Origin of the sequence: Agrobacterium sp. LMR679 (assembly GCF_027157905.1) — a bacterium.
Taxonomy (GTDB): Bacteria; Pseudomonadota; Alphaproteobacteria; order Rhizobiales; family Rhizobiaceae; genus Agrobacterium; species Agrobacterium leguminum.
Window position 1 is genome coordinate 1,042,312 of sequence record NZ_JAPVOJ010000001.1, and the last position, 12,348, is coordinate 1,054,659.

General features: G+C 60.3%; 9 protein-coding genes and 1 pseudogene. 4 read left to right on the forward strand and 6 right to left on the reverse strand.

Annotated features, from left to right (window positions below; genetic code table 11):
• The first annotated feature begins 47 nt into the window (after positions 1-47).
• Together O3W47_RS04835 and soxR are read left to right on the forward strand one after the other, a co-directional pair.
• Entirely contained in the window at positions 48-2,156 is a 2,109-nt protein-coding gene (locus O3W47_RS04835) for a TonB-dependent receptor plug domain-containing protein (protein WP_269313121.1), read from the forward strand.
• A 159-nt stretch (positions 2,157-2,315) separates the two neighbouring features.
• Positions 2,316-2,771, forward strand: a complete 456-nt coding sequence (soxR, locus tag O3W47_RS04840) for a redox-sensitive transcriptional activator SoxR (RefSeq protein ID WP_003519761.1) — start codon at positions 2,316-2,318, stop codon at positions 2,769-2,771.
• Positions 2,772-2,801: 30 nt separating this feature from the next.
• On the opposite strand, the gene amyA is transcribed toward soxR, so the two are convergent.
• From amyA to O3W47_RS04870, 6 genes and pseudogenes are all read right to left on the reverse strand, one after another.
• Positions 2,802-4,289, reverse strand: coding sequence for an alpha-amylase (gene amyA / locus O3W47_RS04845; RefSeq protein WP_269313122.1), 1,488 nt, complete (start codon positions 4,287-4,289; stop codon positions 2,802-2,804).
• A 111-nt stretch (positions 4,290-4,400) separates the two neighbouring features.
• Entirely contained in the window at positions 4,401-6,134 is a 1,734-nt protein-coding gene (locus tag O3W47_RS04850; RefSeq protein ID WP_269313123.1) for an acetyl/propionyl/methylcrotonyl-CoA carboxylase subunit alpha, read from the reverse strand.
• A complete protein-coding gene (locus O3W47_RS04855) occupies positions 6,131-7,747 on the reverse strand; it encodes a 5-oxoprolinase/urea amidolyase family protein (RefSeq protein ID WP_269313713.1) in 1,617 nt (538 codons plus the stop codon). Before O3W47_RS04855 ends, O3W47_RS04850 begins: the two co-directional genes overlap by 4 nt.
• Positions 7,748-7,754: 7 nt before the next feature.
• A complete protein-coding gene (locus tag O3W47_RS04860) occupies positions 7,755-8,564 on the reverse strand; it encodes a putative hydro-lyase (protein ID WP_269313124.1) in 810 nt (269 codons plus the stop codon).
• 11 nt (positions 8,565-8,575) lie between these two features.
• A complete protein-coding gene (locus O3W47_RS04865) occupies positions 8,576-9,343 on the reverse strand; it encodes a LamB/YcsF family protein (RefSeq protein ID WP_269313125.1) in 768 nt (255 codons plus the stop codon).
• A gap of 21 nt (positions 9,344-9,364) precedes the next feature.
• Positions 9,365-10,622: pseudogene (locus O3W47_RS04870) on the reverse strand (NRAMP family divalent metal transporter).
• Between the two features lie 367 nt (positions 10,623-10,989).
• Between O3W47_RS04870 and O3W47_RS04875 the strand changes: the two are divergent.
• The gene (locus tag O3W47_RS04875) at positions 10,990-11,655 is read left to right on the forward strand and encodes a GntR family transcriptional regulator (RefSeq protein ID WP_080819699.1); all 666 of its coding nucleotides are present in this window, start codon (positions 10,990-10,992) and stop codon (positions 11,653-11,655) included.
• 101 nt (positions 11,656-11,756) lie between these two features.
• A complete protein-coding gene (locus O3W47_RS04880; RefSeq protein ID WP_003519752.1) occupies positions 11,757-12,344 on the forward strand; it encodes an ANTAR domain-containing response regulator in 588 nt (195 codons plus the stop codon).
• Positions 12,345-12,348 lie beyond the last annotated feature (4 nt).

The following is a 12,348-nucleotide window of genomic DNA, read 5'->3' on the forward strand; positions in this document are numbered from 1 at the left end:
CCTAAATAAGTGGGGTTAAATTCTCAAGTTAAATGCGGGGGCATAACATGGAATTGAAGTACCGCGGCCGCGAAAAGTCCGCGACGATAATAAAGGCCGGTCTTGTGGCAGCAATGGCGGGAACGGCGCTTAGCATTGCTCTGCCCGTTTTTGCGCAGCAGGCGTCTGAGGGGAACACGGTTCTTCAGCAGATCGTCGTCACAGCATCCGGTTTCGAGCAGAATGTGAAGGACGCTCCGGCCAGCATCACGGTTGTGACGCGGGAAGATCTGGAAAAGGGATCCTATCGCGATCTGACCGATGCCCTGCGGGAAGTTCAGGGCGTATCCGTCACCGGCATTGCCAATGAAAAGGATATTTTCATTCGCGGTCTGCCCGGCGCTTACACGCTGGTTCTGGTTGACGGCAAGCGGCAGAGCACGCGTGATGCCCGCACCAACGGCAATTCCGGCTTCGAACAGAGTTTCGTGCCGCCGGTTTCGGCGATCGAGCGTATCGAAGTGGTGCGCGGGCCGATGTCCTCGCTTTATGGTTCGGATGCCATGGGCGGTGTCATCAACATCATCACCCGCAAGGTCGGCGATGTCTGGTCAGGTTCCGTCACCACCGAAGGCACGGTTCAGCAGCATTCCAAATTCGGCAATAGCGGCCAGGTCTCCTGGTACGCCAACGGACCGATCCTGAAGGACCAGCTCGGTCTGCAGCTCTGGGGCAGGGGTTTCACACGCGGCGAAGACCGTATTCTGAGCGGCACCACGGGCGCCAAGGAATATGATTTCAACGGTCGTCTGACGTTTACGCCGAACGAAGATCACGACATCTATCTCGAAGGCGGCAAGACGCGGCTGCGCCGCAGCGCCGAGCCCGGCGACACGCTGGCGGCGACCGACGCCAACGGCACCTACAATACCAATACGCGCGACCATTGGTCATTGTCGCATACCGGCCGCTGGGGGCCGACCACATCCGAATTTTCGTTCCAGCAGGAATGGGCGGAGCGCACCAACTTCACCAGAAATATCCGCACCGGCCGCGTGACAGAAAACCCGCGCTCGCCGGAAGTGCGCAACACCGTTCTCGATGGCAAGTTCACCACGCCGTTCGAATTGTTCGGCAACCACACGCTGGTCACGGGCGGACAATATTTCGAGGCGCGGCTGACCGACCAGAACCCGGGACGCCGCACCGGCCGCGACGAGACATTTTCGGCGACGCAATGGGCGCTCTTCCTTGAGGATGAATGGCGCATTGTCGATAATTTCGCGCTGACGGGCGGCCTTCGTCTCGATAATCACGAGAAATACGGCAATCATTTCAGCCCGCGCCTTTACGGCGTCTGGAGCGCGACCGAGGAACTGACGATCAAGGGCGGTATCTCTACCGGTTTCCGCGCCCCGGAAATCCGCCAGATCGCACCGGGTTATGCCTATACGACGGGCGGCGGCGGTTGCACCTATGGCCCGAGCGGCACCTGCGGCGTGATTATCGGCGATCCCAATCTCGAAGCGGAAAAGAGCACGAGCTATGAAGTGGCCGCGCTTTGGGACAATGGCGACGTCGCTCTCGGCGCCACCTATTTCTACACCGATTTCAAGGACAAGATTTCCAACGCGCTGGTGCTCAATCCGGATGGAACGCCGGCCCGCTGGAGCGAAGACCGCAACTATCGTCTCTGGTACAATTACAACATCGACGATGCGGTCATTCAGGGTGTGGAACTGACGGCGACATGGTATGCGACGCCGGACCTGACGCTGCGCGGCAACTATACCTATACGCATTCCGAACAGAAAACCGGCGACTATGAAGGCTTCCCGCTGGCGCGTACACCGGAGCATATGGCCAATCTGCGCGGCGACTGGGTAACCCCAATCGACGGTCTGGAGGCCTGGGCCTCGCTGAATTACCACGGATCGGAAATCAACGCCGGCCCGCGCATCGGTACCAACGGCACGCCTGTGACGATCAACGGCAAGGCGGGGCGTAAATATGACGCCTACACCACGCTGGATATCGGGGCGAAATATGCGGTTGCCGAAAATGTCGATCTGAATGCCGCCATTTACAATGTCTTCGACAAGGATGTCGGCACCGACGATTTCAACACCGTCATGGAAGGCCGCCGTTTCTGGATCAGCATGACAGCGAAATTCTGATCCGTGGCCACATTCACGAAATTTGGAGGCGCCTTTGGGCGCCTCTTTTTTTGGGCCATTGCCTATTGACCTCAACTATGGTTGAGGAATTATACCGGCTGCTCTTCACTATGTTTCCGCGTTTTCCGAGCGGAAATCGTTACGGAAGCAGGAGCCAGAATGGAAAATACCGTATTCAAGCACAGCCTGACGGTTGGGGAGGTTGCCCGCCGCAGCGGCATCGCCGTGTCCACCATCCATTTTTACGAGGCGAAGGGGCTGATTGAAGGTTGGCGAACCGCCGGTAACCAGCGTCGTTATCATCGCGCCGTTCTGCGGCGTATCGCCATCATCCGCATCGCGCAGCGAGCGGGTATACAGCTCAGCATCATCAGGGATGCGATGGCCGACCTGCCGCAGGATCGGGTGGCGACGACGGCCGATTGGCGCAGGTTTTCCCAATCCTGGCGGGAAATGCTGCAGCTTCGCATCAATAGCCTGATCATGCTGCGCGATCAGCTTACAGGCTGTATCGGTTGCGGGTGTCTTTCGCTGGATGATTGTCCGTTGCGCAATCCGAACGATGTTCTGGCCGATGACGGCGCAGGTCCGCGCCGCCTCGTTTCTGCGGAATGAACGGGATTTCCGAACCGGAACGGTTGTTCCTCACTCGGAATCGGCTGCAACCCAGACGCTGACGCTGCCGCCATTGGTGGGAAAGACGCCCTTGCCGCTCTCATCGAGGGTAATCCGTTCTTCACGGTGCCCGAGAAAGTCGCGCCAGACCGCCCCGGCGTGATCGGGACCGAGATCGATCTGCTTTTCCGCCGGCTCGCCATTCGACATCACCACCACGCAGCCCGGCGCATCGGCGGTGCCGTGGCGAATAAAGGCGATGCAGCTTGCATCGTCGAGAATATCCGTCTGGGCTCCGTTGGCGAAACGGCTGCGGGCTTCGATGAGCTTCGGCAGGCATTCAATGGCGGGCATATCGATTTTATATTCGTTGCCGTCATTGCCGGTGTCGGTATAGCTCGTGCCGAACAGATCGGGATAAAAGATGCAGGGCACACCCTCTTCGCGCAGCAGGATGATCGCATAGGCAAGAGGTTTGAACCATGGTTCCACCGGCGCTTCCAGCGATTGCAGCGGCTGCGTGTCGTGATTGTCGACCAGCGTGACGGCATGGTCTGGAACGGCGGAGACAAGCGAACCATCGAAGATGCTGCGCATATCGAACTCGCCGCCCTGTTTCGAGGCGTCATGGAAGCTGTGGTGAAGGGCGACATCGAAGAGCATCAGCTGCTTGTCGACGAGTTCTAGATAGCTTTTCAGCGCCTCGAGATCGGGGTGCCAATATTCCGCCACGACGAAGAGATCGGGATCGACCTTTTCGCGCATATGGCCGACCCAGTCGCGGAAGAACCAGGCCGGAATATGTTTGGCGGCATCGAGACGGAAGCCATCGACCTGCACCTGCTCGGAGAGCCAGCGGCCCCAATATTTGAGTTCCTCATAAACCGCCCGGTTCCTGAATTCGACATCGGCACCCATCAGATAATCGAAGTTGCCGTTTTCCTGATCGACTTCCTCATTCCATTCCCCATCGCCATACTCATTGACGAGGCGGAAAATGCCGTCTTCGGTCGGCTCTTCGATGTGGTCGACACCGCTGAAGCACTTCAGATCCCAGATGAATTTGGAGTGTTTTCCGTTGCGGCCGGGAAAGGTGAAGCGGGTAAAGGCCAGCGCCTGAAAGTCTTCATCGTCGATCTCGGTGCGGTCTTCGGGATTGACACGGCGAGCCCGCACCTTCTCCTTTTCATCCGCACCCATCTTGTGGTTGAGAACCACGTCATGAATGACGCGGATACCGTTTTCCTTCAGCGTTCTTCCGGCATGTTCGAGGGCGGCGCGATCGCCATATTTGGTGGCGACGGTGCCCTTCTGGTCGAATTCACCGAGGTCGAAGAGATCGTAGGTATCGTAACCGACCGAATAGCCGCCGGCAGCACCCTTATAGGCCGGTGGCAGCCAGACGTCGGTGATGCCCATTTTGGCAAGGCTTGTCGCCTTTTCGGCCACCTCGCTCCATAATTTCCCTCCGTCCGGATAATACCAATGGAAGAATTGAAGCAAGGTGCGTCCGGCCATATTTCCCTCACGGTCGTTAACAGGTCGCGCCATAAACGGCCCGGCGGCGAAAGGGTTCCGCCGCCGGCCATACGCGATCTGCAATTGTGAGGCCGGCTGGCCGTTCGTATATTAGCCGGCTATGTCGAGGAGGGCAGCGCCCGCCTGCAGATAGTCGCCTTCCTTGACGATCAGGCGAACTTTGCCGGCCTTGGTGGCGACAATTTGCGTCTCCATCTTCATGGCCTCCATAACGGCCAGAAGATCGCCTTGCGAAACCGTGTCCCCGTCTTTCACCTTGAAGGATTGAAGCGTGCCGGAAACCGGGGCGGTGATTTCGCCTTCCTTTTCCTTGGGCGTGGCGGCGCCGGGAACCGCCGCGCTGCTGCCGCTAACCGCACCGAGGCTGGAGAGCAGCAGGCTGGGCAGACCGACCGATACACGCTTGCCGTCGATTTCCAGGAAAGTGCGGGTGACGGAAGGGTCTTCGGCCGGTGTCGGGCGCTCCATCGCATCCGGCATGGCGGCGAAATCGGTCTCGATCCAGCGGGTGTGAACCTTGAAACCGTCCGTACCGATGAAGTCTTCGGTTTCAATCGCCGCCCTATGGAAGGGCAGCACCGTGGCGATGCCTTCGATGCGGAATTCCTTCAGCGCGCGGCGGGCGCGGCGCAGGACCTGATCGCGGTCGGCACCCGTGACGATGAGCTTCGCCATCAGCGAGTCGAATACGCCCGGCACGCTGGAGCCGCTGACGACGCCGCTGTCCACGCGAATGCCGGGACCGGAGGGTGCGTCGAAAAGCGAGATCGAGCCGGGGGTCGGCAGGAAGCCTCGACCGGGATCTTCGGCATTGATGCGGAATTCCATCGAATGGCCACGCGGTTCCGGCGTTTCGAGGACCCGCAGCTTATGGCCTTCGGCGATGCGGAACTGTTCGATAACGAGATCGATACCGGTGGTTTCTTCGGTAACGGGATGTTCCACCTGCAGGCGCGTATTGACCTCAAGGAAGGAAATCGTGCCATCGACGCCGAGCAGGAATTCCACGGTGCCGGCGCCGGAATAACCGGCAGCGGCGCAGATAGCCTTGGCAGCCGCATGGATTTTCTGCCGCTGTTCGTCGGAGAGGAACGGAGCAGGAGCCTCCTCGATCAGCTTCTGGTTCCGGCGCTGCAGCGAGCAGTCGCGGGTGCCGAGGACGAGCACATTGCCATGCTTGTCGGCCAGAACCTGCGCCTCGATATGGCGTGGCCGGTCGAGGAAACGCTCAAGGAAACATTCGCCACGGCCGAAGGCGGCCGTTGCCTCGCGCACGGCGGATTCGTAGAGATCGGCGATCTCTTCCATCTTCCACGCAACCTTCAGGCCACGACCACCGCCGCCATGGGCCGCCTTGATGGCGACGGGCAGGCCGTGTTGTTCCGCAAAGGCGGTGACTTCGGCGGCGGAAGCGACGGGGCCGTCACTGCCGGCGACCAGCGGTGCGCCGACGCCGGTGGCAATGCGCCGCGCCTCTACCTTGTCGCCCAGTGCCTCGATGACATGCGGATCGGGGCCGATCCAGATGAGACCGGCATCGAGAACGGCACGCGCAAATTCGGCGCGCTCGGACAGGAAACCGTAACCGGGATGCACGGCATCCGCACCGGCGCGTTTGGCAATCGCAATCAGCTTGGCGATATCGAGATAGGTCTCGGCGGGACGCACGCCCTCCAGCGCATAGGCCTCATCCGCCAACCGGACGAAAAGCGCATCCTGATCGGGATCGGCATAAACGGCGACCGATTGCAGGCCGTAATCGCGACATGCGCGGATGATGCGCACCGCGATCTCGCCGCGATTGGCAATCAGCACTTTTTTCATCGCTCTTCTCCTCCGAATTCTGTGTTCTTGGCCGCGATTTCGGCGAAGGGGCCGATCGGGCGGAATTTGATTTTGGCGTTGACGGGGATTTGTCCCGCAAGATCGAGATGATATTCGGCGACTGCGCCGATGACGGGATAACCGCCGGTCAGCGGGTGATCGGCAAGGAAGAGAACCGGCTGGCCGCTATGGGGAATCTGGATCGCACCGGTCGCCGTGCCTTCGCTCGGCAATTCGGCGCTATCCTTGCGTTCCACCGGCACCTCGCCCGCAAGGCGGATGCCGACACGGTTCGATTGCGGGGTGACCTGCCAGAGCTGGCCGGTCAGGGTCTCGATGCCCTTCGGCGTGAACCAGTCGGTACGCGGGCCGAGCACGACGTCGAGTGTCACGACCTCGCCAGTCGCCGGCGGCTCGAAGGCTGGAACCTCCTCGATCGACACGCTGGAAAGACCGTTCTTCTTACCCTTGAGCGAAAGGATCGTGCCTGCGCCAACCGGCTCGGGACCGACGACCGCCAGCGTATCCGTTGCAAAACTCCCCAGCACCGGCTCGACATCGAAACCGCCGCGCACCGCAAGATAACATCGCATACCCTTCCGCGGCTGGCCGAAGGTCACCACATCACCGGGTTCGAGCGACACCGGGCCATGGGTCTTGGCCACGAAACTGCGATCTGCCGTGGTGATCGTGACAGGGCAGGGGGCGCCTGCAATGCCAATGACGGCGCGGCTCGTGCTTTTAAAGGAAAATCCGCCGAGCGTCAGTTCGAGACAAGGCGTGTTGACGGGGTTGCCGACGATGCGGTTTGCGGCATTGAACGCACCGCGATCCAGCGCGCCGGAGGCCGAAACGCCCTGTCCGGTCTGGCCGAAGCGACCGAGATCCTGGAAGATGGCGGGCATGGGGGCGGCGAGCACCTCGAAATGCGGGCCTTCTTTTCTCGTCTCAGGCTGGGAGGCGCGCGGTACGGAGAGGGGTATATCGACCGTTCTGTCGGCCTTGTCCATGTCGAAGAAACGCACCCGGTAACCCGGCTGGAAAAGCGCGCCGGGATCGCGGTCTATATCCCACATCTTGACCGGCGTGGTGCCGATGATCTGCCAGCCGCCGGGGCTGTTTTGCGGATAGACGCCGCTGAAGGCGCCGGCCAGCGCCACTGAACCAGCCGGAATGCGGGTGCGCGGGCTTTGCCGGCGCGGCACATGCAGCGCCGGATCGCCGCCGACCAGATACCCGAAGCCGGGAGCGAAGCCGCAAAAGGCCACGGTGAATTCGCTTTCGGTGTGGCGGCGTATCACTTCTTCGATGCTTATGCTGGTCAATTCGGCAACATCGGCAAGATCCTCACCATTATAGTGGACGGGGATTTCAACGAGATTGTCCGAAGGCGCGATTTTTGCCGAGAGATCGCGGCTTGCCAGCCGCGCGGCCAGCGCTTCGGCACCGATCTTTTCAGGACGAAAGCGGATCATCAGGGTGCGGGCAGCCGGCACCGTCTCTTCGATGCCCTCGACCGGATCGTTCTGAAGCGAGGCGAAAAGCGCCAGCGTTTCATCGAGATCGGCCAGTTCGACAAGAATGGTTGTGAGGCTGACGGGGAGAAAACGCATCATATCCTCACGCGTGATAGGCGGAATCGGGAATATCGGTGATGAACATGTGCCCCGGCGCATGGGTGATCGCAAAGGGTACGCCCGACGCCATCACGGCCGCCTGCGGGGTCACGCCGCAGGCCCAGAACACCGGGATTTCACCCGGCTCTATCCGCACCGCATCGCCGAAATCAGGCTTTGCAAGATCGGTAATGCCGATCTCTTCCGGTGCGCCGACATGCACGGGTGACCCGTGCACGGCCGGAAAACGTCCTGAAATGGTCGCAGCATCGGCGACGCGTGAGGCCGGGATCGGCCGCATGGAAACGACCATATTGCCCTTCAGCCGACCGGCCGGGCGGCAGGGCCGGTTGGTGAGATACATCGGCACATTGCTCTTGTCGGTCATGTGGCGGATTTCGATGCCCGCTTCCACCATCGGCGTTTCGAAGGTGAAGCTGCAGCCGATCAGGAAGGCGACGAGATCGTCGCGCTCCGCCCAGGCGGCGGTGGCGTCAGCCGTTTCCTCGACGAGCTTGCCGTCCCGCCAGATGCGGTAGAGTGGCAGGTCGGTTCTCAGATCGGCACCGGGCGCCAGAAGCGTGGTGGGCGAACCGGGATCGGAAACATCCAGCACCGGGCAGGGTTTCGGATTGCGCTGTGCATAAAGCAGGAAATCGAAGGCCCAGTCGCGCGGCAGCACGATCATGTTCGCCTGCGTGAAGCCGGGTGCAATGCCGGAGGTCGGGGCGACGAGGCCACCGCGATAGGTCGCGCGGGCCTTTCGTGCGGCGTCGGCGTCCGTGTGATTGAGATAGGATGTCGGTATCGTCATCGGCTATCCTTTCAGCGATTGGATGCGAAGGAGCGGATGTCGATGCCATCAGCCTCGAAACGGCGGCGGATTTCCTGGGCAATGGCGACGGCACCGGGGCTGTCGCCGTGCACGCAGATGGATTGCGCCTCGATCTTTATGATGCTGCCATCGATCGCCTCCAGCGTGCCTTCGCGGGCAAGCTGTACCATGCGGTCGGCGATTTTCGCCGCGTCATGCAGCACGGCACCGGCCTCGCGGCGGGAGACGAGCTGGCCCTGAGGCGTATAGGCGCGATCCGCGAAAGCTTCGGCGACAACGGCAAGACCTGCCTTGCGGGCAAGATCGAGGATAGGTGCATTCGCGAGACCCATCAGCACCAGCGAAGGATCGATGGCTCTGATGCCGTCGATCACGGCCTGCCCTTGTTTCGCGTCGTTGGCGATGCGGTTGTAAAGCGCGCCATGCGGCTTGACGTAACGCACCGTGGTACCGGCAGCGGCGGCAACGCCTTTCAGCGCGCCGATCTGGTAGATGACGTCGGCAATCAGTTCTTCCGAGGTCGCGTCCAGATCGCGGCGGCCGAAGCCGACGCGGTCCGGATAGGAAACATGGGCGCCGACGACCACGCCCTTTTCGGCGGCGGCCTTGACGGTGCGGTAGATACCGGCCGGATCGCCGGCATGAAATCCGCAGGCGATGTTGGCGCTGGAAACGATGGCGAGCATCGCCTCATCGTCTCCCATGCGCCATGCGCCGTAACTTTCGCCAAGATCGCTGTTGAGATCGATAGCGGCCATGTTTGCCTCCCTCTAATTCTATCAGTAGCCGAGCAGTGCAAAGATCGCGCCCGCCGACTTGTAGGCCATATACCAGGTGAGTGCGCAGGTCAGCACGCCAAGCACCAGCAGCCAGCGCGGATAATGATATCCATGCATCAGATCCGCGCGTTTCCACGCGGCATACATGAAGATCGAAAGGCCGATCGGTAGAACGAGACCGTTGAGGCCGCCGACGAAGACGAGCATGGCTGCAGGCGGTGTGGTGATGATGATATAGGCGATCAGCGAGATGGCAATGAAGCCAACCGTTGCCAGATTACGCTGGCGCTCCGTTATGTCAGGCTTGAAAGCGGTCAGGAACGACACGGAGGTATAGGCCGCACCGATGATGCTGGTCATGGCTGAGGCGAGGAAAACCGCGCCGAAGAGGCGGAAGCCGATATCGCCCGGCAGCGGCATGGAAGGCCTGGCCTGCAGGGTTTGCCGCCTTGCCGGACAGATCGATGACCACGCCGCTGGCGACCACACCGAGGATGGCAAGGAACAGGATATAGCGCAATACGCCGGTGATGGCGATGCCGCTCAACGCCGCGCGATTGACCGCGCTGATATTTTCAACGCCCACCATTCCCTTGTCCAGCAGGCGATGCGCGCCGGCATAAGTGATATAGCCGCCGACCGTGCCGCCGACGATGGTGGTGATGGTAACGAAATCGATCGTGTCGGGCAGGAAGGTCTGGCGAAAGGCTTCCGCTACCGGCGGTCCGGAGACATATGCCGCATAAAGGATCAGCGCCAGTTTGACGAAGGCCGCGACGAAAACCACGCGGTCCATCGCGATGCCTGCGCGACGGGACAGGAAGATGCCGATGGCTGCCAGTGCGCCGATCGCGCCGCCGATCTTCGGATCGAGATCGATCATGGCGTTGAAGCCCAGACCGGCGCCGCCGATATTGCCGATGTTGAAGAACAGGCCGCCGATGATGACAAGAATGGCGAGTAGATAACCCGAGCCCGGAATGGCGGCATTGGCAATCGCCGGTGCCCGCATGCGGGTGATGGTAACGATGCGCCAGATATTGGCCTGTACGACGAAGTCGATCAGGATGGAAATAATGATGGCGAATGCGAAGGCGGCGCCCAGTTTCACCGTGAAATTCGCAGTCTGCGTGATGAAGCCCGGCCCGACGGCCGACATCGACATCAGGAACATTGCCGAAAGCAAGGCATAACGTTGATTTTTCGCCTTGCGCGCAACCTCATTCGGGTCGGCGGGCGAGAGCTTGTTCTGCTCCATGGATTTTCTCCGCTCCTGTCGCAATCCGCCCCTCGCGGATGCTTTATGCGGACGATCTTGTCCTGTTCCGTGAAATTGTCAATATTGTTCAACAATAAATAATAATCGTTCTCTTATTCTGTCTATTTGTTGGACGTTATGCGCGGGAATTCATCACGTTTTTTTCGTGCTTTGCTAATGCTTTGTGCTAAAGCATGTCGCGCAAAGTGTGCAGCGGTTTGCGATAACGACATGCGCCAACAATGGCTTAAAGCGTAAGGAGCTGGTCTGAAAGCTCCGCGACACGCTTTAAGGGCAATCATGCCGTGTCCGAACATGCCTGTCACGGAATTCCCGATGCTGCATTGCTCTTAAGGAAAGGAGCGCCATGACCGAAACGATAGAGGGTCTGCCGCTTGCGGATCGATTGGCCAAGGGCATTCGCACCCTGCTGATCTCCGGCGAGTTGATGCCGGGACAGCGCCTTTCAGAGGCAGCCTTCAGTGAACGTTTCGACGTCTCGCGCAATTCGCTGCGCGAAGCCTTTCGGCTGCTGACCAAGGACGGGCTTCTGCGCCATGAGGCAAATCGCGGCGTGTTCGTCGCCGTTCCCACCATGTCCTCGGTCATCGATATTTATCGGGTGCGGCGCATGGTGGAATGCGGCGCGCTTCGCCAGGCCTGGCACAAGCATACCGCAATCAAGACGATGCGGGCAGCGGTAGAGGATGCCAAGGTCAAGCGCGAAGATGCCGACTGGCTGGGTGTGGGCAGCGCCAACATGAAGTTTCACGCCGCCGTCGTCGATCTTCTCGACAGCGCCCGCCTCAGCGATTTTTACGAGCGTATCGCCGCTGAACTCAGGCTTTGTTTCGGCTTGCTGAAAGATCCCGAACAGCTTCATTCCCCCTTCGTGGACATGAACAGCAAGATTCTGTCGCTGATGGAAGAAGGCAAGGCGCAAGAGGCCGGCGACGAGATGGAAATCTATCTCAATCTGTCCGAGCGGACGGTTCTGAAGGCGCTTGAACGCGCCGTCGAACACGCTTCCTGACATGATGCGCGGCAGGGGAGGAAACGACCCTTGCCGCTCCCGCCATTTTTTGCATCCGCAGGCGATTGCCAAGTTTGCTGCGCTGCGTCATCAATGCTGACATGACGCTTCGCGACCTGACCATTCTCGTTATCGACGAAAACGCGATCCGCGCCTCCATCATCGAGGAGGGGCTGCGCGAGGCCGGCTATCATCGCGTCACGGTCATCCACGAAGTGAACGGGGTGGCGCGCACCATCGAGACGCTGCAGCCCGATGTCATCTTCATCGATCTTGAAAATCCCAATCGTGACATGATGGAGCATCTATTCCAGCTCACCCGAACGGTCGGCCGGCCGATCGCCATGTTTGTCGATCGTTCCGACACGGCGTCCATCGAGGCGGCCGTCGAGGCGGGCGTTTCCGCCTATGTGGTGGACGGGCTGAAGAAGGAGCGGGTCAAACCCATTCTCGATATGGCGGTCAGCCGTTTCAATGCCTTCAGCCGTCTGCAGCGGGAACTTGCCGAAGCGAAATCGGCGCTTGAGGAACGCAAGGTCATCGAGCGCGCCAAGGGCATTTTGATGAAGATGCGCGGCCTTTCCGAAGAGGAGGCCTTTGCGCTTTTGCGGCAAACCGCGATGAATGAGAAGAAGAAGATTTCCGAGATCGCGCAAAGCGTGGTCACCGCGGCCGGTCTGTTGATGTGACGAA

Excerpts from the sequence above, each read along its gene's own strand:
- O3W47_RS04835 (WP_269313121.1), top strand. The coding sequence starts at position 48 with ATGGAATTGAAGTACCGCGGCCGCGAAAAGTCCGCGACGATAATAAAG.
- soxR (WP_003519761.1), top strand. The coding sequence starts at position 2,316 with ATGGAAAATACCGTATTCAAGCACAGCCTGACGGTTGGGGAGGTTGCC.
- amyA (WP_269313122.1), bottom strand. The coding sequence starts at position 4,289 with ATGGCCGGACGCACCTTGCTTCAATTCTTCCATTGGTATTATCCGGAC.
- O3W47_RS04850 (WP_269313123.1), bottom strand. The coding sequence starts at position 6,134 with ATGAAAAAAGTGCTGATTGCCAATCGCGGCGAGATCGCGGTGCGCATC.
- O3W47_RS04855 (WP_269313713.1), bottom strand. The coding sequence starts at position 7,747 with ATGCGTTTTCTCCCCGTCAGCCTCACAACCATTCTTGTCGAACTGGCC.
- O3W47_RS04860 (WP_269313124.1), bottom strand. The coding sequence starts at position 8,564 with ATGACGATACCGACATCCTATCTCAATCACACGGACGCCGACGCCGCA.
- O3W47_RS04865 (WP_269313125.1), bottom strand. The coding sequence starts at position 9,343 with ATGGCCGCTATCGATCTCAACAGCGATCTTGGCGAAAGTTACGGCGCA.
- O3W47_RS04875 (WP_080819699.1), top strand. The coding sequence starts at position 10,990 with ATGACCGAAACGATAGAGGGTCTGCCGCTTGCGGATCGATTGGCCAAG.
- O3W47_RS04880 (WP_003519752.1), top strand. The coding sequence starts at position 11,757 with ATGACGCTTCGCGACCTGACCATTCTCGTTATCGACGAAAACGCGATC.